The following is a 19,930-nucleotide window of genomic DNA, read 5'->3' as shown; positions in this document are numbered from 1 at the left end:
ATTCGAAAAATCAACATTAAGAACTTAAGGTTGGCTTAATTTTACTTTGAGAGGATTTGCGCCACATAGTCGATGGAACCCCCTTAATGTTAAAGCTCTTGTTTAAAAGGCCCACTCTCGGGCTAATCAGCTGGCTCCTGCTGATCTCATTTTATCTTGCGACCTTCCTGAACATTGCGTTCTATAAACAAGTGCTGCAAGACCTGCCTCTGGACTCTGTGCGTAACGTGCTGGTGTTTTTATCAATGCCAGTGGTCGCGTTCAGCGTCATGAACATCGTGCTGACGCTGGCCTCATTCCTGTGGCTTAATCGCCTGGTGGCGTGCATTTTCATTCTGGTTGGCGCATCGGCCCAATATTTCATCATGACCTACGGCATCATCATCGACCGCTCGATGATCGCCAATATGATGGATACTACGCCCGCTGAAACCTTCGCCCTCATGACGCCACGAATGGTGCTTACACTTGGGATCAGCGGTATTCTGGCCGCGCTCATTGCCTGCTGGGTAAAAATCAAACCGATCACGCCAGTCATGCGCAGCATACTGTTTCGTGGCGCGAACATTCTGATCTCCGCGCTGCTGATCGTGCTGGTCGCTGCGTTCTTCTATAAAGATTACGCCTCACTGTTTCGCAACAACAAAGAACTGGTGAAATCCCTCAGTCCATCCAACAGCATTGTGGCGACGTCATCCTGGTATTCACACCAGAGACTGGCCCACCTGCCGCTGGTACGCATTGGCGAAGATGCACATCGCAATCCGTTGATGGTAAAAGAAAAGCGTAAAAACCTGACGATTGTGGTTCTCGGCGAGACCTCGCGCGGCGATAACTTCTCGCTGTCAGGCTACTCGCGCCTGACCAACCCGCTGCTGGAAAAAGATGATGTGGTCTATTTCCCCCGCACCACATCCTGCGGAACGGCAACGGCAGTATCAGTACCCTGCATGTTCTCGGATATGCCACGCGCGCACTACGACGAAGAACTGGCACAGCATCAGGAAGGCGTACTCGACATCATTCAGCGGGCGGGAATTAACGTTCTGTGGAACGATAACGACGGCGGCTGCAAAGGGGCTTGCGACCGGGTTCCACACCAGAATATGACTAAGCTGAACCTGCCAGGGCAGTGTATTGACGGTGAATGCTACGATGAAGTCCTGTTCCACGGGCTGGAAGAGTACATTAATAACCTGCAAGGCGACGGCGTGATTGTGTTGCATACCATCGGCAGCCACGGTCCGACCTATTACAACCGCTATCCTGCGCAGTTTAAGAAATTTACGCCAACCTGCGATACCAACGAAATCCAGACCTGTTCGCAGCAACAGTTGGTCAATACTTACGACAACACCATTCTTTACGTTGACTATATTGTTGATAAAGCAATCAATATACTGAAAGAGCACCAGGATAATTTCACCACCAGCCTGGTCTATCTTTCCGATCACGGCGAATCCTTAGGGGAAAATGGCGTCTATTTGCACGGCCTGCCGTATTCGATTGCACCAGATACGCAAAAACATGTGCCGATGCTGCTGTGGCTCTCCGAGGATTATCAGCAACGCTATCAGGTCTCTCAGACATGTTTGCAAAAACGGGCAAGCTCAGAAGATTTCTCACAGGATAATCTCTTCTCGACCCTGCTGGGATTAACGGGCGTACAAACACAGAAATATCAGGCGGCGGATGATATTCTGCAACCCTGCCGGGGAGGCTAAACGAATGAAAATTCTGATTGTTGAAGACGATACGTTGTTATTACAGGGACTGATACTCGCCGCGCAAACAGAAGGCTATGCCTGCGACGGCGTATCAACGGCCCGTGCAGCGGAGCAGTGTCTGGAAACCGGACATTACAGTCTGGTTGTTCTGGACCTGGGTTTACCGGATGAAGACGGCCTGCATTTCCTCAACCGGATCAGGCAGAAAAAATACACCGTGCCAGTGCTTATTCTCACCGCCCGTGACACGCTCAAAGACCGGGTCAGCGGGTTAGACGTGGGTGCCGATGACTATCTGGTCAAACCGTTCGCACTGGAAGAGCTGCACGCCCGCATCCGGGCGCTGCTGCGTCGTCACAACAATCAGGGTGAAAGTGAATTAATTGTCAGCAATCTGACGCTGAATATCGGTCGTCGCCAGGTGTGGATGGGCGGACAAGAGGTTATCTTAACGCCGAAAGAATACGCGCTCCTGTCACGCCTGATGCTCAAAGCGGGCAGCCCGGTACACCGGGAAATTTTGTATAACGACATCTACAGCTGGGATAACGAACCGTCGACCAATACGCTGGAAGTGCACATTCACAATCTGCGCGATAAAGTCGGTAAATCACGCATCCGCACGGTCAGGGGATTTGGCTATATGCTGGTCGCCACTGAGGAAAGCTAAGTGAAACCGCTGCAATATCTAAAACAACCGCTCCCGCTTCGTCATCGCCTGATGCTGACGATTGGTCTTATTCTGCTGGTCTTTCAGTTGATTAGCACCTTCTGGTTGTGGCACGAAAGTACCGAACAAATACAGTTATTCGAACAGGCGCTACGCGAAAATCGTAATAACGATCGCCACATCATGCATGAGATCCGCGAGGCTATCGCCAGCCTGATCGTCCCCGGCATCTTTATGGTCAGCCTGACATTGCTGATTTGCTATCAGGCAGTGCGACGAATAACCCGCCCGTTGGCAGATCTGCAAAAAGAGTTAGAAGCGCGAGCAGCCGATAACCTGGCCCCAATTGAAATTCACAGCTCAACCGTTGAGATCCAGGCCGTTGTCTCAGCGCTCAACGAGCTAGTGACACGGCTGACCAGCACTATTGAAAACGAACGCTTATTTACCGCCGATGTCGCCCACGAACTGCGTACACCGCTGTCAGGCGTTCGCCTGCATCTGGAATTATTATCCAAAGCCCATAAGGTCGACGTTACGCCGCTAATTGCCCGCCTTGATCAAATGATGGACAGCGTATCGCAACTGCTGCAACTCGCCCGCGTCGGACAGTCGTTTTCGGCCGGGAGTTACCAGCATGTCAAACTGCTGGAGGACGTTATTCTGCCCTCCTACGATGAACTCAGCACCATGCTGGACCAACGTAAACAGACGCTGCTCCTGCCACAAAGCGCGGCGGACGTTGTCGTGCGTGGCGATGCTACGCTGTTGCGGATGCTGCTACGAAATCTGGTGGAAAACGCGCATCGTTACAGCCCGGAAGGCACCCATATTACGATTAGCCTGAACACAGAGCATGATGCCGTCCTGGCCGTCGAAGATGAAGGGCCGGGCATTGATGAAAGTAAATGCGGGGAGTTGAGTAAAGCATTTGTGCGTATGGACAGCCGTTTTGGCGGGATTGGGCTGGGGCTGAGCATTGTCAGTCGTATCACCCAGTTACATCAAGGGCATTTCTATCTGCAAAATCGCCAGGGAACTACCGGTACTCGCGCCTGGGTGGAATTAGCGAAAGTTCAGTAAGAGCTCACCCATACGTACAAAAAGCTGCTGACGATCAGCACACTGCACACGGTGGTCAAACTTTCATAAATACGGGTTTTCATGACACTCTCCTCCGAAACTATGGAGGAGAGTTTGCCTGACACAGATTAAGCCAACCTTAAGTTGATATCATAAGACACCTTATCCGGCCTACTCAGTACAACGCTGCCCGTAGGTCTGATAAACGTAGTGCCATCAGGCAATAACACGAATGTCCAGGCCATGCGCCGGATGGCGGCTAGCGCCTTATCCGGCCTACTGAGTACAACGCTGCCCGTAGGCCCGATAAGCGTAATGCCATCAGGCATTAACACGAATATCCAGGCTATGCGCCGGATGGCGGCTAGCGCCTTATCCGGCCTACGAAAGTACAACGCTGCCCGTAGGCCTGATAAACGTAGTGCCATCAGGCAATAACACAAATGTCCAGGCCATGCGCCGGATGGCGGCTAGCACCTTATCCAGCCTACTGAGTACAGCGCTGCCCGTAGGCCTGATAAACGTAGTGCCATCAGGCAATAACACGAATGTCCAGGCCATGCGCCGGATGGCGGCTAGCACCTTATCCGGCCTACTGAGTACAACGCTGCCCGTAGGCCCGATAAGCGTAATGCCATCAGGCATTAACACGAATATCCAGGCTATGCGCCGGATGGCGGCTAGCGCCTTATCCGGCCTACGAAAGTACAACGCTGCCCGTAGGCCTGATAAACGTAGTGCCATCAGGCAATAACACGAATATCCAGGCCATGCGCCGGATGGCGGCTAACGCCTTATCCGGCCTACTGAGTACAACGCTGCCCGTAGGCCTGATAAACGTAGTACCATCAGGCAATAACACGAATGTCCAGGCCATGCGCCGGATGGCGGCTAACGCCTTATCCGGCCTACTGAGTACAACGCTGCCCGTAGGCCTGATAAACGTAGTGCCATCAGGCAATAACACTGTTACTCTTCAATACGCGGATGCTGCTGCACCAGACGCGTGCGCTTAACCTGTAGCTCAGCAATTTCCTGATCGATATCTTCGATTTTCTGTTCAATGTTATCGTAGTGTTCGCCGAGGATCTCTTTCGCTTCCTGAATATCCGAAGCAGCAGGTGTCGCGCCTTTCAGCGGCTGATTAGCCGTCTCTTTCATGGTCACGCCGGTAATCAAACCTACTACCGCAATCACCATCAGATAATAAGCAGGCATCATCAGATTCTGCGAGCTTTCCACCAGCCATGCGGCCAATGTCGGAGTCAGACCGGCGATTAATACAGAGATATTAAACGCGGCGGCCAGCGCACTGTAGCGAATATGCGTCGGGAACATCGCTGGTAACGTTGACGCCATCACCCCGGTAAAGCAGTTGAGGATCACCGCCAACATCAACAATCCGGCGAAAATCAGGCCGATGACGTTACTGTTAATCAGAATAAATGCCGGAATCGCCAGCACAAACAGCGCAATACTGCCCATGATCACAAACGGACGACGCCCGAAGCGGTCGCTGAGCAAACCCATAATCGGCTGCACAAACAGCATACCAATCATGATGGCGATAATAATCAACACGCCGTGGTCTTCAGAGTAATGCAGGTTATGCGACAGATAGCTCGGCATATAGGTGAGCAGCATGTAGTAGGTGACGTTGGTGGCAATCACCAGACCAACACATGCCAACAGGCTGCGCCAGTGCTTAGTTGCAATCTCTTTAAACGAGACCTTAGGACCTTCCTGCAGACCCTGACGATCGCCCTGCTCCAGTTTATCCACGTGCTGCTGGAACGCCGGCGTCTCTTCCAGCGCATGGCGCAGGTACAGACCAATCAGCCCTAACGGTAGCGCCAGGAAGAACGGAATACGCCAGCCCCACTCAAGGAAGTTATCCTCGCCGACGATAGTTGAGATCAGGACCACCACGCCCGCGCCCAGCACAAACCCGGCAATCGAGCCGAAGTCCAGCCAACTGCCCATAAATCCGCGCTTACGGTCTGGCGAGTACTCTGCGACAAAAATCGATGCCCCGGTATACTCTCCGCCGACCGAGAACCCCTGCGCCATCTTACACAGCAACAGCAGAATCGGTGCCCAAATACCAATTGAGGCATACGAGGGAATAAGACCGATACAGAAGGTACTGATCGACATAATCACAATGGTGATAGCGAGTATCTTCTGGCGACCATATTTATCGCCAAGCATACCGAAGAACAATCCGCCAAGCGGTCGAATCAGAAAGGGAACAGAGAAGGTGGCGAGTGCAGCAACCATCTGCACGCTGGGGTCAGCCCCCGGGAAGAACACTTTACCTAATGCGTAAGCAACAAACCCATAAACACCAAAATCAAACCACTCCATCGCATTACCTAACGACGCTGCGGTAATGGCTTTTCGCAATTTACCGTCATCAATGATGGTAACGTCGCGCAGCGTTATTGGTTTTATTTTTTTCCTTTTTAGCATACTCGTCCTCATAGACTTAGCCCTGTCACGCTCCAGTTCGAGTCCCCCAACGCCCATGCGTCAGGGTCATCACCGAGCGGGGAACGCACAGGCGCATTCCCTGTAACAAGCGTAGCAGGTTTACTTACACTGACGAGAAACGCACAGTACAACCGAACCTGTTGACGCCTGATTGGGCGGTTAATGACCTCTTTACCCTAACAGCGTTTAAATTTGTGATCAACTTCACACATAGTTTTTCATTTCGTCAACATGCGTAAATTAGGTCATTCTTAGTCAGCTTTTTTACATGTAATGCTTGCGATTTACTGACAATTAAATACAAGAATAAATCGCTTTATTGCACCAACAATCACAGCGGTCACTATTATTCTGCTAGCAAAAAAACCACCTAATCCCTTCACAAAAAGATCACAGCTTTTTTAATAATCAGAGCGACCGAGAACTTTTGCTCGGAATATGTGATGAAGATAACTAAAACATCGTTTTATTTTGATTGAATCAATGTTCCCATGAATGCAAACTAATTCCAGACGCAATATCCCTGGGAGCAGCAACACGCTCAACGTATGCCGCGTTAGATTTTATAAAACAAAGAGATAGCGATTTTCTTTGTTAAGAAACACCAGTAACCATTTGAATTTATTAATTTTTACCCTCTTGCGCGAGTTTTAGCAGCGACAAGACATGAGGACGTTTATGAAAATTAAAGCCACGATTGAACGCATCCCCGGCGGAATGATGTTGATTCCTCTGTTATTAGGCGCAGTGTTAAATACGTTAGCCCCGGATACCGGTGCGTATTTCGGTTCGTTTACCAAAGGAATGATCAGCGGAACGGTACCGATTCTGGCAGTGTGGTTTTTTTGTATCGGCGCATCTATTGATTTACGGGCGACCGGTACGGTATTACGCAAGTCCGGTACGCTGGTAATAACCAAAATAGCCGTGGCGTGGGTAGTGGCAATGATTGCTGCTTCATTTATTCCTGATACCGGTATTCAAACCGGGTTCTTTGCAGGCCTCTCAGTTTTGGCAATTGTCTCCGCAATGGACATGACCAACGGTGGTTTGTACGCCAGCCTGATGAACCAGTACGGCACCAAAGAAGAGTCCGGCGCATTTGTGTTGATGTCTCTGGAATCCGGTCCGTTAATGACCATGGTGATCCTCGGCTCCGCGGGTCTGGCCTCCTTCGAGCCACACCATTTCATCGGCGCGGTATTACCGTTCCTGATTGGTTTTACGTTAGGCAACCTGGATCACGACCTGCGTTCTTTCTTCAGCAAAGCCACACCGGTGCTGATCCCGTTCTTCGGCTTCGCGTTGGGTAACACTATTAACCTGAGCGTGATCGTTGATACCGGTCTGCTGGGTATCCTGCTGGGCGTCGCGGTTATCGTCATCACCGGTATCCCGCTGATTATTGCTGACCGTGTTATTGGTGGCGGGAACGGTACGGCAGGCGTCGCAGCCTCCTCAGCAGCAGGTGCTGCGGTAGCAAACCCAGTGATTATCGCCCAGATTAACCCGGCGTTCGAACCGGTTGCCGCATCCGCTACGGCGCTGGTTGCCGCCAGCGTAATTGTCACCGCCATTCTGGTGCCGATTATCACCGCGCTGTACGCCAAACGTTTTAATAAAAACTTGGTCGCCAACGAAGCAGTGGCCACCCCGGCAGACTCTCTGCACCACTAAACCTGCCTTTATCCTACTCACCAGCCCTGCTCAATTGACGAGCAGGGTCGGTGCAAAAATCTCCTCAACCATCGCATCGACCAGCCGCTTTGCCGAACACAATCGCGGCATTCCCAGCGCCACATTTTGCCAACGCTGCGTCACCGACCAGCTCACAGGATGACGTTGCGCATCGCACCAGCTCCCCAGCCAGCTCAGCATATCGTTATACTCGCCCGATCCGCCGACAGCTGGCGTGCTGAGCCAATGATGATAGTAATGACGCGTAGCGGGCGCTGCATTCACGCTGTCCGCCAATGCCTGAGCAGCCATGGTTCGCAGGTTGTCTTTTAGCATTAACACCACATCGGCATTCGCTAACCGGCAGGCATCACCAAAAGCTCCCCAACGTAGCTCCTCCAGCGCAACAAAACAGCGTCCTGGTAACGACCAGCCGTCATACGCGCCAGCCCGCCAGCGGGTAAAAATTTGTTCGCTATGCTCGCCCGCCTGAACCGTCAGGCCGCGCTGGGTCAGCGCCTTCTCTTTATACGCCGCGCGTTGGGTAAACCAATCAGTCAGTGAATTTATTTGCTGTAAAAGACCGGGGGTTGAAAGTCCACGCGGGTGTTCTGTTTGTTGCAAAAATATTAGCCCTTCGGCGATCCGTACCAGCGCCAGATGACCCGGGTCAATCATGCCTGCCAGCTTCTCCACCAGCTTAAGGCGCATCACCAGATGTTCGCTGGACACTCCTGCCATCACCCACGCACGCAGTTGCGTCTGGGATAACACCTCCTGCGTCAGACGCGCGCGCAGCCGCTGCTGCTGTTGCAGAAAACCGCCGGAACGTTTGGTTTCATCTCCTTGAACCAGATCGACCATAAACTTCGGGTAGACACACTCCAGCGTCCTCCCGGGGCCTTCCAGTAAAACGTTAGTCATGTGTGCTCGGTTGCAAAAAGGGTATTGATATCGTCACGCAGCAAACGGGAATCTTCATAAAGCCATGCCGCAATCGTAATGCGCTGCTGCAATTGCTCATTCATTGCATTCACCGCGGATTCATTTTGTTGGCGTAGCGTCAGACTCTCACTCAGACTCGCCTGCAATTGCGCCAGGCACAGAGAGAAATCAGCAAAAAATGTGGCCATGCCAGCCGTAACGGAAATATCGACCTGAGCAGCTAAAGCTTTACGAATTTGTTGGCAAAACTGGGAGACGTACTGCACAAGGTTTTTATGCAATGCGCCCATATCAATGAGATAACGCGTTTTTGTTTCGACGTAATCATTCCATCCCCAGTTGGGTTGATTTAGCCAACGAGAGAAAGTGTCACGCACCACACCGCCAGTAGACGGCGCATTTTCTGCCGGAATATCCTGCTCAATGGCCTCGTTAAACAATTGGCGGGTATTGAAATTAAACATCGCCGTATGGAACGCTGGAAAACGGATCCGCGCACGAAAACCGGCGTGGTTTAGCTCCTCTTTCACCCTTTGCTCAATTGGCCGCATCGCGTCATTTAGCGCCCGGGAGAGCGTCGACTCAAGCTGTTCAAAACGCAGGGCTAAGTCCCGGCTGATGCTTTCCTGCGCCGCCAGCAATACCCCCTCACAGGACGAGCGAATTTTATCTAACACAATTTTCGCCTGCCCTTCATCATGCAACACCAACATCTCTCCGGCCATTTCTGCCGTATTCACAGCATTCCCCAGACCGTGTTGTGACATCATCAGGACGTTTTCTTTGACAAAGAACGTGTTGATACCGCAAAGAATCTCGGTTTGTTGCTCACTGAGATAGGCAGCAGCAGCCTCCAGCGCCAGTTCTACTTCATGGCTGACTTCATCGCTCACCCGCCCCTGGCTCACTTCTAACTGCTGCATATCCTCTTCAATATGCGTGATGTTCAGCCGCAGTTTGTCATAGGCGACCGTTAACCCATGGGCGCGAAATTCCAGATATTCGTGCACGCTTTGTGCATAGTTCAATAACTTATGTGACGCTGAGCGAAGCGCATACAGCGAAGCATTAGCATAAGCGGCATGGATCACTTTCTGGATCGGCTGTTCAAACAGCGAGTCTTCCCACAACAGGTCGGCGGCATGGCGGATGTGTTCCGTATCGTCAAGATCGGTGGTGCGCCAGCGTCTGCCAAGCGCCGCTTCGGCAAAATCCTGCACCCAACGTTGCTCCTGATGATCCGGCAGTCGCCCGCGCGTCGTCAGCTCATGACGCGCCCTGTTTGCCAGATAGCCCCACATTGAGGAGACCGGATAAATTCTTTCAGGGGAGATTCCGCCTTGCATCAACGTGCCGGAAATCAACGCCCGCACCTGTTCTTCATCATCACTGTTGCGGTCTTTCTGATCGAATTTATTGACCAGCGCATATAACGGCACTGACTTGCCGACCGCCATAATCGCCTGACGCACTTCCTCATCGGAAATCGATTTCAGTTGGGTGTAATCCAACACCGCCAGCACCGCAGAGGCCCGCACCAACTGTTCATTGAGCATTTTTTGTAAGTGCGGTTGTCCCGCCTCGTTCGGCCCCGGGGTATCCAGCAGCGTTAATTGCCCTGGGTAGCTTGCCTGTCCGGCCAAATGGACAAATTCAACCTCAATAACCGGAATATGCTCAATCGCGGCATAGGCGGCAAAAGGAAAATCAACGTCCAATGCTTTTGACAGGCGCACCAGGTCGTTGAGGCTTTTAAGGCAATGGAAAATAGGCTGTGCACCAAGATAATACCGTTCAAATGCCACACCATTTTCAATATGTTGCAGCAGAACATTCATATCCTTGTCAATTTCCAGGGTCTGCGTAAGACGCAGGCGATCGCACTCGCGCACGCGCTGCTGCAAAACCTTCATTAAGGCATCGATCGGCGCGACATGTGAAAAATGCAGCACCGGCTCTTTCTGCCCCGGCGTATGGCGTATTAGCGTTGGTAACGCCGTCATGGGGCGATTACGATTAGGTAAAACTTCTGTACCTACAATGGCGTTAATCGTCGTCGATTTTCCCGCTTTCATCGTGCCAACAATCGCCAGCACCATTTCCAGACGCGTAATCTTGCGCAGCTCATTATTGAGCGTTGCTTGCTGGACATCCATGCCACGCGCGCTGAAATGCAGGGGCTGAACAACCTGACTGCTATGCTCTCCTTGTTTTAGCGCGACATCATCCAACGAGGTCACGGGCAATTTTTGCAATTGCCTGAGATGTTCAAGCGAGAGCATCAGCAAGCGTTCCGCTTCCTGACTTAATTCATATATTGTCTGTGTGTGCATGGAAAATTTTTCCTTAACGCAAATGGCATTGCTTTTATTTAGCCCAATCGTTTTATTTATAGATTTTTTGGCTTTTATAATTACGTATAGAAATAATTAAAATCAAAACAACCAATTGATATTATTAAAATAAATTTGGTGTATAACCGCTGGCCTGATGCCTCTCACTTATGAAAATAAGTAAGAAAGATAAACAGCGTAGTTCAGTTTTAAAAAATGCCAGCGGAATCCCCCTACTAAATTTAAGGGGTTCAATGATATTCAATCACAATGACTTAGGCATTTCTAAGCAATGTTACCTATGAATATCAGATATTTCGCCTCACCTTATCTTAAATATCTAAGCGTAGCAATTTCCCTTAAAAAATATTCCGCCATACTTTCATTGAGGTGAAAGCAGAGGGTCTTTACAGCAGATCATTTTGCGTAATCACGCAGTAGTCCCGACAAAAGCAGGGATTTTATGTATAATTGCGGCCTTTTTCGGCAATCTGCCATTTTTTGGGCGCATTTGCCCCTGCTGACTTTTGAGGAAATCCACATGTCATTACCACACTGCCCGCAATGCAACTCCGAATACACTTACGAAGATAACGGCATGTTCATCTGCCCGGAATGCGCTCACGAATGGAACGATGCTGAACCGACGCAGGACAGCGACGAACTGATCGTTAAAGATGCCAACGGCAACCTGCTGGCTGACGGCGACAGCGTTACCGTCGTGAAAGATCTGAAAGTAAAAGGTAGCTCTTCCATGCTGAAGATCGGTACCAAAGTGAAAAACATTCGTCTGGTTGAAGGCGACCACAACATCGATTGCAAAATCGATGGCTTTGGCCCAATGAAGCTGAAATCTGAGTTTGTGAAAAAGAACTGATGCAATTTGCCTGATAGCGCGACGCTAATCAGGTCAACACCAGCTCTTCTGCCAGGCGGGAAGCTCATACTTCCCGCCTGGTTTATTTTTGCAGACGCTAACTACACTTAATTGGCTTCTTTTACCTGAGGTAAAGATTATGCCGTTAAGTCCCTATATCTCCTTTGCAGGCAACTGCGCTGACGCTATCGCCTACTATCAAAAAACGTTAGGCGCTGAGCTACTCTACAAAATCAACTTCGGTGAAATGCCCAAATCGGCGCAGGATAGCGAAGATGGTTGCCCTTCAGGCATGAAATTCCCCGATACCGCCATCGCCCACGCCAACCTGCGCGTTGCGGGTAGTGACATCATGATGAGCGATAGCGCCCCGGACGGAAATGCTCACTACTCTGGCTTTACGCTGGTGCTCGACACGCAAAACGTCGATGAAGGCAAACGCTGGTTTGATAACCTGGCAGCAAACGGAAAAATCGAAATGGACTGGCAGGAAACCTTCTGGGCCCACGGTTTCGGTAAAGTGAGCGACCAGTATGGCGTGCCGTGGATGATCAACGTCGTCAAACAACAGCAACCCCCTACAGAGTAATCTAACGGGAGGCCAGCCCTCCCGTACTGTCATCAAATAGCGCTCAACTCTTCATCGTCGAGTAACCATCCCTTAACGAAAACGTCACATTAATCCGCCACGATGGGGCCACTTTTTTAGGGAGGCCGCATCATGCAAACGATTATTCGCGTCGAGAAACTCTCCAAGTCCTTCAATCAACATCAGGCGCTCAATGCGGTTGATCTGAACATCTGTTCCGGTGAGATGGTGGCTCTGCTTGGGCCGTCTGGCTCCGGCAAATCCACCCTTTTACGTCATTTAAGCGGTTTGATCACCGGTGATAAATCCCCCGGCAGCCGCGTCGAGCTGCTGGGCCGCACCGTTCAACATGAAGGCCGCCTGGCGCGCGATATCCGCAAAAGCCGCGCCCACACCGGCTACATCTTCCAGCAGTTCAATCTGGTGAACCGCCTGACAGTGCTGGAGAACGTCCTGATTGGCGCGCTCGGCAGCACGCCGTTCTGGCGTACCTGTTTTAGCTGGTTTAGCCAGGAACAAAAACAGCGTGCATTACAGGCGCTGACCCGCGTGGGCATGGCGCACTTTGCATACCAGCGCGTTTCCACGCTTTCGGGCGGTCAGCAGCAGCGTGTCGCAATCGCCCGCGCACTGATGCAGCAGGCCAAAGTGATCCTCGCCGACGAGCCGATAGCCTCGCTGGACCCGGAATCCGCCCGCATCGTGATGGACACCCTACGCGACATAAACCAGACCGACGGCATCACTGTGGTCGTCACGCTGCATCAGGTGGATTACGCCCTGCGCTACTGCGAACGCATCGTCGCGCTGCGCCAGGGCAACGTCTTCTTTGATGGCAGCAGCCAGCATTTTGATAACGATCGTTTTGACCATCTCTACCGCAGCATGAACCGCATCGAACAGAGCGCGCAGGCTGCCTGACATCCCCACAATGAGGAATGGAAATGAGTTATAGAACAATTGCCGCGCTGGCCTTCACCAGCATGTTTAGTCTCAGCACACTGCTCACCCCGGCCCATGCCGAAGAGCAGGAAAAAGCGCTGAACTTTGGCATTATTTCGACCGAATCACAGCAAAACCTGAAACCGCAGTGGGAACCGTTCCTGAAGGACATGGAAAAATCACTGGGTGTGAAAGTAAACGCCTTCTTCGCCCCGGACTACGCCGGGATCATCCAGGGAATGCGCTTTAACAAAGTTGATATCGCCTGGTACGGCAACCTCTCGGCAATGGAAGCTGTGGATCGCGCTAACGGGCAAGTGTTTGCCCAGACCGTTGCCGCCGACGGATCCCCGGGTTACTGGAGCGTGTTGATCGTTAACAAAGACAGTCCGATCAATAACCTGAACGATCTGATCGCTAAACGTAAGGATCTGACCTTCGGCAACGGCGATCCTAACTCAACGTCAGGCTTCCTCGTCCCCGGCTACTACGTCTTCGCCAAAAACAACATCTCCGCCAGCGACTTCAAACGCACCGTCAACGCCGGACACGAAACCAACGCGCTGGCAGTCGCCAACAAGCAGGTCGATGTCGCCACCAACAACACCGAAAACCTCGACAAGCTGAAAACTTCCGCGCCGGAAAAACTGAAAGAGCTGAAGGTGATCTGGAAGTCACCGCTGATCCCGGGCGATCCGATCGTCTGGCGTAAAAACCTCTCCGAAACCACCAAGGACAAGGTGTACGACTTTTTTATGAATTACGGCAAAACGCCGGAACAGAAAACCGTACTGGAACGCCTGGGATGGGCACCGTTCCGCGCCTCAAGCGATCTGCAGCTGGTGCCGATTCGCCAGCTGGCACTGTTTAAAGAGATGCAGGGTGTGAAGGACAACAAAGGGCTGAACGAGGAAGAGAAAACCAGCAAAACCTCGGTGCTGAAAGCGCAGCTCGATGACCTTGACCGTCTGACCGCCGCACTGGGCGCTATGACCAGCGTCACCAAAGCGGTGCAGTAACCCTGGTGCCCAAATTGTAGGCCTGATAAGCGCAGCGCCATCAGGCAATGCAAAGGATTACATGCCGGATGGCGGTGCCAGCACCTTATCCGGCCTACAACAGACCCGAAACATCGACACCCAGGAGCTAAACATGCAAACCATCACCGTCGCCCCGCCCAAACGTAGCTGGTTCTCGTTGCTGAGCTGGGCCATTCTTCTCGCCGTACTGGTAGTCTCGTGGAAAGGTGCCGAAATGGCTCCGCTCACGCTAATCCAGGATTCCGGCAATATGGCGACCTTCGCCGCCGACTTCTTCCCGCCGGACTTCAGCCAGTGGCAGGACTATCTCGGTGAAATGGCCGTCACTCTGCAAATTGCCGTCTGGGGTACCGCCCTCGCCGTTGTGCTGTCGATCCCCTTCGGCCTGATGTGCGCCGATAACCTGGTCCCGTGGTGGATTTACCAGCCGATGCGTCGCCTGATGGACGCCTGCCGCGCCATCAATGAAATGGTCTTCGCCATGCTGTTCGTGGTCGCCGTCGGGTTAGGCCCATTCGCCGGGGTGATGGCGCTGTTTATCCACACTACCGGGGTACTCTCCAAGCTGCTTTCCGAAGCAGTAGAAGCTATTGAGCCAGGTCCGGTAGAAGGCATTCGCGCCACCGGTGCCAACAAAATTGAAGAGATTCTGTACGGCGTTCTGCCACAGGTCATGCCGCTGCTTATCTCCTACTCGCTGTATCGCTTTGAATCCAACGTTCGCTCGGCCACGGTGGTCGGAATGGTGGGTGCAGGCGGTATTGGCGTGACCTTATGGGAAGCGATTCGCGGCTTTCAGTTCCAGCAAACCTGCGCCCTGATGGTGTTAATCATCGTCACCGTCAGCCTGCTGGATTTTCTTTCCCAGCGTTTGCGTAAGCACTTTATCTGATTAGCGAGGCATTGATTGCTATGCACTTGTCTACACATCCGACCAGTTATCCAACGCGTTATCAGGAAATTGCCGCGAGACTTGAGCAGGAGCTACGTCAACATTATCGCTGCGGTGACTATCTGCCCGCCGAGCATCAGCTTGCCGCGCGCTACGAGGTAAACCGCCACACCCTGCGCCGCGCCATTGACCAGTTGGTTGAACGCGGTTGGGTTCAGCGTCGTCAGGGCGTCGGCGTGCTGGTGCTGATGCGCCCGTTCGATTACCCGCTTAATGCCCAGGCGCGCTTTAGTCAGAATCTGCTGGACCAGGGCAGCCATCCCACCAGCGAAAAACTGCTGGCGGTGCTGCGTCCGGCCTCCAGCCACATTGCCGATGCGCTCAGCATAAACGAGGGCGATAACGTGATTCACCTGCGCACCCTGCGCCGGGTTAACGGCATCGCACTGTGCCAGATCGACCACTATTTTTCCGACCTCTCGCTGTGGCCGCTGCTGCAAGGCTTCAACAGCGGTTCGCTGCATGACTACCTGCGCGAACAGTCCGGTCTGAGGCTGCTACGCACGCAAACGCGCATCAGCGCCCGCCGTGCGCAGGCCAAAGAGAGCAAGGTGCTGGAAATCCCCAATATGGCGCCGCTGCTATGCGTGCGCACCCTGAACCACCGTGAAGGCGAAGAACACGCGGCGGAATACTCCGTCAGCCTGACCCGCGCCGACATGATCGAATTCACTATGGAGCACTGAATGCATTTCGATACCGCCACCCGCCAGCGCTGGATGCGTGCGCTGGCATACAGCAATGCCGATGCCCTGAACGCCCGCATCACCGCGCTCAAGCTGACGCCGGACTATGAACTTATCCGCGCTCCGGAAAGCGGACTGATGCAGATCCAGGCCCGTATGGGCGGTACCGGTAACCGCTTCTTTGCCGGTGACACTACGCTTACCCGCGCAGTAGTACGCCTGAAGAGCGGCACGCTGGGTTACAGCTACCTGCTGGGACGCAACAAACAACATGCCGAGCAGTGCGCGGTGATTGACGCGCTGCTGCAGGAACAAACGCATTTCCAGAACCTAATGGAAACCTTAATTGCCCCGCTGGAAGCGGAACGCGATGCGCTGATTAACGCACGCCGTGCCGAAGTCAACGCCAGCCGGGTCGACTTCTTCACGCTGGTACGCGGAGATAACGCATGACTTTACAGACCGCTTTTAATTTACCCGTTCAGGATGCTCAGCAGAGCTTTCGTCGCCTGCTGAAAGCCATGAGCGAACCGGGCGTAATCGTCGCCCTGCATCAACTGAAACACGGCTGGCAGCCGCTGGGTCTGGCGACCACCAGCGTGCTGCTGACCCTGGTCGATGGCGACACGCCGGTCTGGCTGGCGCCGTCGATGGATAACGATATTGCCCGCCAGAACCTGCGTTTTCATACCAACGCGCCGCTGGTGGATCAGCCGCAGCTGGCGGCCTTTGCCGTCGCCGACGATCGCATCAGCAGCGAACAGCTTAACGCCCTCTCCGCCGGTTCAGCCGTCGCGCCAGAGACCAGCGCCACGCTGATTGTGCAGGTCGCAGGCTTAAGCGGCGGACGTATGCTGCGTCTGACCGGTGCGGGCATTGCCGAAGAGCGCATGATCGCGCCACAGCTGCCGGAATGCCTGATTCACGAACTCACCGAACGCCCGCACCCGTTCCCACTGGGGGTCGATTTGATCCTCACCTGCGGCGAACGCCTGCTGGCTATTCCGCGAACCACCCATGTGGAGGTGTGCTGATGTACGTCGCCGTCAAAGGGGGCGAAAAGGCGATAGCCAACGCCCACGCCCTACAGGAAAACCGACGCCGGGGCGATGAGACCATTGCTGAACTGAGCGTGGCACAAATCGAACAGCAGATGAACCTGGCCGTTGACCGGGTGATGACCGAAGGCGGCATCGCCGACCGCGAACTGGCGGCACTGGCGCTGAAGCAGGCCAGCGGTGATAACGTCGAAGCCATCTTCTTGCTCCGCGCCTACCGCACTACGCTGGCAAAGGTAGCGGTCAGTGAACCGGTTAACAGTGCAGAAATGCGCCTTGAGCGCCGAATCTCGGCGGTCTACAAAGATATTCCCGGCGGGCAACTGTTGGGACCAACCTATGATTACACCCATCGCCTGCTGGATTTTACCCTGCTGGCCAATGGCGAAACGCCGTCTCTGCGCAGCGCAGACGGCGCGCAGGATGCCTCCCCACTCGTCTTTTCCCTTCTGGCCAACCAGGGGCTGGCAAAGCGTGAAGAGGATGATGGCGCGACACCCGACGACATCACCCGCACGCCGCCGGTTTACCCCTGCTCACGCGCTTCACGTCTGCAGCAGCTGATGCGCGGCGACGAAGGCTATTTGCTGGCGCTGGCCTACTCCACCCAGCGCGGCTACGGGCGCAACCACCCGTTTGCCGCCGAAATTCGTAGCGGCTATGTGGCACTGGAAACCGTACCGGAAGAGCTGGGATTTGCGGTGAACGTCGGCGAACTGCTGATGACCGAATGTGAAATGGTCAATGGGTTTGTCGCACCAGAAAACGAATCCCCCCATTTTACCCGCGGCTACGGGCTGGTGTTCGGTATGAGCGAACGTAAAGCGATGGCGATGGCGCTGGTGGACCGCGCCCTACAGGCAGCCGAATACGATGAAACGGTCACAGGACCGGCGCAGGACGAAGAGTTCGTGCTGGCGCATGCGGATAACGTCGAGGCGGCGGGTTTTGTTTCGCACCTCAAACTTCCCCATTACGTCGATTTCCAGGCCGAACTGGAACTGCTCAAACGCCTGCAACAGGAGGCCACCCGTGACCACTAACCTCTCCGGCTACAACTTTGCCTATCTTGATGAGCAGACCAAACGCATGATCCGCCGCGCAATTCTGAAAGCGGTGGCAATCCCGGGTTACCAGGTCCCGTTTGGCGGACGTGAAATGCCGATGCCCTACGGCTGGGGAACCGGCGGTATTCAGCTTACCGCCAGCGTGATTGGCGAGCCGGACGTGCTGAAGGTGATTGACCAGGGCGCAGACGACACCACTAACGCCGTGTCGATTCGTAATTTCTTCAAGCGTGTGACCGGAGTGAATACCACTGAGCGTACGGAAGATGCGACGCTGATCCAGACCCGCCACCGCATCCCGGAAACACCGCTGGTGGAAGATCAGATAATCATCTTCCAGGTACCGATCCCTGAGCCGCTGCGCTTTATCGAACCGCGTGAAACGGAAACTCGCACCATGCACGCGCTTGAAGAGTACGGCATCATGCAGGTGAAACTGTATGAAGATATCGCCCGCTTCGGCCATATCGCCACCACTTACGCCTATCCGGTGAAGGTCAATGACCGCTACGTCATGGACCCGTCGCCCATCCCGAAATTCGACAATCCAAAGATGGACATGATGCCGGCCCTGCAACTGTTTGGCGCTGGCCGCGAAAAGCGTATCTATGCCGTTCCACCTTACACCCGCGTGGAAAGCCTCGATTTCGACGATCACCCGTTTACCGTGCAGAGCTGGGATGAGCCTTGTGCCATCTGCGGCTCAACCCACAGCTATCTCGATGAAGTGGTGCTCGATGACACCGGCAAACGCATGTTTGTCTGCTCCGACACCGACTACTGCCGCCAACAGAGCGAGGCCCTCAGCAAATGACGCAACCGCTGCTTTCAGTCAACAACCTGACCCATCTCTACGCGCCGGGCAAGGGCTTCAGCGATGTCTCTTTTGACCTGTGGCCAGGCGAAGTGCTGGGCATCGTCGGCGAGTCCGGTTCCGGCAAAACCACGCTGCTGAAATCGATCTCTTCACGGCTGACGCCGCAGAGCGGTGAGATTTTGTATCAGAACCGTTCGCTGTACGGCATGAACGAGGCCGACCGTCGCCGTCTGCTGCGCACCGAATGGGGCGTGGTGCATCAGCATCCGCTGGATGGCCTGCGCCGTCAGGTCTCCGCAGGCGGCAATATCGGCGAACGCCTGATGGCCACCGGCGCGCGTCACTACGGCGACATCCGCGCCACCGCTCAGCGCTGGCTGGAGGAGGTAGAGATCCCTGCCTCGCGTATCGACGATCTGCCCACCACCTTTTCTGGCGGCATGCAGCAGCGCCTTCAGATTGCCCGCAACCTCGTCACCCATCCCAAACTGGTGTTTATGGACGAACCTACCGGCGGGCTGGACGTTTCCGTACAGGCCAAACTGCTGGACCTGCTGCGCGGCCTTGTGGTGGAACTGGATCTGGCGGTAGTTATTGTCACCCACGATTTGGGCGTCGCGCGCCTGCTGGCCGACCGTTTGCTGGTGATGAAGCAAGGTCAGGTGGTGGAAAGTGGGTTAACCGACCGCGTGCTCGACGATCCGCATCATCCATATACCCAGTTGCTGGTGTCGTCGGTGTTGCAGAACTGATTTTTTGTTGTGCCGGATGGCGGCTATGCCTTATCCGGCCTACGGAACGGCATCGCTTGTGCCGGATGGCGGCTACGCCTTATCGGGCCTACGGAGCGGCATCGCTTGTGCCGGATGGCGGCTACGCCTTATCGGGCCTACGGAGCGGCATCGCTTGTGCCGGATGGCGGCTATGCCTTATCCGGCCTACGGAGCGGCATCGCTTGTGCCGGATGGCGGCTA

20 protein-coding genes are annotated in these 19,930 nt (G+C 53.9%); 16 read left to right on the top strand and 4 right to left on the bottom strand.

The features are described from left to right. Nucleotides 1-86 precede the first annotated feature (86 nt). Genes eptA through pmrB form a run of 3 tightly spaced genes read left to right on the top strand, consistent with a single transcriptional unit; the run spans nucleotide 87 to nucleotide 3,480 of the window. Entirely contained in the window at nucleotides 87-1,724 is a 1,638-nt protein-coding gene (gene eptA, locus OGY18_RS21180; protein ID WP_149385123.1) for a phosphoethanolamine transferase EptA, read from the top strand. 4 nt (nucleotides 1,725-1,728) lie between these two features. Beyond that, nucleotides 1,729-2,397, top strand: a complete 669-nt coding sequence (gene pmrA / locus OGY18_RS21175) for a two-component system response regulator PmrA (RefSeq protein WP_286554274.1) — start codon at nucleotides 1,729-1,731, stop codon at nucleotides 2,395-2,397. Nucleotides 2,398-2,406: 9 nt separating this feature from the next. Further along, nucleotides 2,407-3,480 carry a two-component system sensor histidine kinase PmrB gene (pmrB, locus tag OGY18_RS21170; protein WP_286554281.1) on the top strand — a complete coding sequence of 358 codons (1,074 nt, stop codon included), beginning with the start codon at nucleotides 2,407-2,409 and terminating at the stop codon, nucleotides 3,478-3,480. On the opposite strand, the gene pmrR is transcribed toward pmrB, so the two are convergent. Together pmrR and proP are read right to left on the bottom strand one after the other, a co-directional pair. Further along, nucleotides 3,474-3,563, bottom strand: a complete 90-nt coding sequence (gene pmrR, locus OGY18_RS21165; protein WP_003826741.1) for an LpxT activity modulator PmrR — start codon at nucleotides 3,561-3,563, stop codon at nucleotides 3,474-3,476. The two genes, pmrB and pmrR, sit on opposite strands and share 7 nt — an antisense overlap. Before the next feature lie 886 nt (nucleotides 3,564-4,449). Then, nucleotides 4,450-5,952, bottom strand: coding sequence for a glycine betaine/L-proline transporter ProP (proP, locus tag OGY18_RS21160; protein ID WP_003826737.1), 1,503 nt, complete (start codon nucleotides 5,950-5,952; stop codon nucleotides 4,450-4,452). Between the two features lie 699 nt (nucleotides 5,953-6,651). On the opposite strand from proP, the gene kdgT reads away from it, so the two are divergent. Then, on the top strand, nucleotides 6,652-7,650 hold the full coding sequence (kdgT, locus tag OGY18_RS21155; protein WP_003826735.1) for a 2-keto-3-deoxygluconate transporter: 999 nt from the start codon (nucleotides 6,652-6,654) through the stop codon (nucleotides 7,648-7,650). Nucleotides 7,651-7,680: 30 nt separating this feature from the next. On the opposite strand, the gene OGY18_RS21150 is transcribed toward kdgT, so the two are convergent. Together OGY18_RS21150 and crfC are read right to left on the bottom strand one after the other, a co-directional pair. After that, nucleotides 7,681-8,574 (bottom strand): diguanylate cyclase regulator RdcB family protein, encoded by an 894-nt coding sequence (locus OGY18_RS21150; RefSeq protein WP_148362552.1) that lies wholly within the window; start codon nucleotides 8,572-8,574, stop codon nucleotides 7,681-7,683. After that, on the bottom strand, nucleotides 8,571-10,928 hold the full coding sequence (crfC, locus tag OGY18_RS21145; RefSeq protein ID WP_003826731.1) for a clamp-binding protein CrfC: 2,358 nt from the start codon (nucleotides 10,926-10,928) through the stop codon (nucleotides 8,571-8,573). The genes OGY18_RS21150 and crfC overlap by 4 nt, the downstream gene beginning before the upstream one ends. Before the next feature lie 541 nt (nucleotides 10,929-11,469). Here crfC and OGY18_RS21140 point away from each other — a divergent pair. The 12 genes from OGY18_RS21140 to OGY18_RS21085 form a co-directional block, all read left to right on the top strand. Beyond that, a complete protein-coding gene (locus tag OGY18_RS21140; protein ID WP_279275272.1) occupies nucleotides 11,470-11,805 on the top strand; it encodes a zinc ribbon domain-containing protein YjdM in 336 nt (111 codons plus the stop codon). A 139-nt stretch (nucleotides 11,806-11,944) separates the two neighbouring features. Beyond that, a complete protein-coding gene (yjdN, locus tag OGY18_RS21135; RefSeq protein ID WP_003031832.1) occupies nucleotides 11,945-12,394 on the top strand; it encodes a VOC family metalloprotein YjdN in 450 nt (149 codons plus the stop codon). A gap of 132 nt (nucleotides 12,395-12,526) precedes the next feature. Then, nucleotides 12,527-13,315, top strand: a complete 789-nt coding sequence (gene phnC, locus OGY18_RS21130; RefSeq protein WP_125363590.1) for a phosphonate ABC transporter ATP-binding protein — start codon at nucleotides 12,527-12,529, stop codon at nucleotides 13,313-13,315. A 23-nt stretch (nucleotides 13,316-13,338) separates the two neighbouring features. After that, a complete protein-coding gene (gene phnD, locus OGY18_RS21125; RefSeq protein ID WP_003826724.1) occupies nucleotides 13,339-14,355 on the top strand; it encodes a phosphonate ABC transporter substrate-binding protein in 1,017 nt (338 codons plus the stop codon). Between the two features lie 133 nt (nucleotides 14,356-14,488). After that, nucleotides 14,489-15,268 (top strand): phosphonate ABC transporter, permease protein PhnE, encoded by a 780-nt coding sequence (gene phnE, locus OGY18_RS21120; protein WP_016155398.1) that lies wholly within the window; start codon nucleotides 14,489-14,491, stop codon nucleotides 15,266-15,268. Nucleotides 15,269-15,288: 20 nt separating this feature from the next. Next, nucleotides 15,289-16,014, top strand: a complete 726-nt coding sequence (phnF, locus tag OGY18_RS21115) for a phosphonate metabolism transcriptional regulator PhnF (RefSeq protein WP_063941252.1) — start codon at nucleotides 15,289-15,291, stop codon at nucleotides 16,012-16,014. Continuing rightward, nucleotides 16,015-16,467: a phosphonate C-P lyase system protein PhnG gene (gene phnG, locus OGY18_RS21110; protein WP_008786958.1), complete on the top strand. Its 453-nt coding sequence runs from the start codon at nucleotides 16,015-16,017 to the stop codon at nucleotides 16,465-16,467. It abuts the gene before it with no gap. Next, nucleotides 16,464-17,048 (top strand): phosphonate C-P lyase system protein PhnH, encoded by a 585-nt coding sequence (gene phnH / locus OGY18_RS21105; protein ID WP_286554268.1) that lies wholly within the window; start codon nucleotides 16,464-16,466, stop codon nucleotides 17,046-17,048. The genes phnG and phnH overlap by 4 nt, the downstream gene beginning before the upstream one ends. Next, a complete protein-coding gene (locus OGY18_RS21100; protein WP_286554266.1) occupies nucleotides 17,048-18,115 on the top strand; it encodes a carbon-phosphorus lyase complex subunit in 1,068 nt (355 codons plus the stop codon). Before phnH ends, OGY18_RS21100 begins: the two co-directional genes overlap by 1 nt. A 46-nt stretch (nucleotides 18,116-18,161) precedes the next feature. After that, a complete protein-coding gene (phnJ, locus tag OGY18_RS21095; RefSeq protein ID WP_049259807.1) occupies nucleotides 18,162-18,953 on the top strand; it encodes an alpha-D-ribose 1-methylphosphonate 5-phosphate C-P-lyase PhnJ in 792 nt (263 codons plus the stop codon). After that, nucleotides 18,950-19,708 carry a phosphonate C-P lyase system protein PhnK gene (phnK, locus tag OGY18_RS21090; RefSeq protein WP_003844769.1) on the top strand — a complete coding sequence of 253 codons (759 nt, stop codon included), beginning with the start codon at nucleotides 18,950-18,952 and terminating at the stop codon, nucleotides 19,706-19,708. The genes phnJ and phnK overlap by 4 nt, the downstream gene beginning before the upstream one ends. A 25-nt stretch (nucleotides 19,709-19,733) precedes the next feature. Continuing rightward, on the top strand, nucleotides 19,734-19,930 hold a 197-nt coding region (locus OGY18_RS21085; protein WP_286554264.1), incomplete at its 3' end, for a hypothetical protein.

It is taken from the genome of Citrobacter sp. Cpo142 (assembly GCF_030332425.1).
GTDB classification, from domain to species: domain Bacteria; phylum Pseudomonadota; class Gammaproteobacteria; order Enterobacterales; family Enterobacteriaceae; genus Citrobacter; species Citrobacter portucalensis.
Note: the sequence above shows the minus strand (reverse complement) of the source record. Positions and strands in the feature narration are given on the sequence as shown.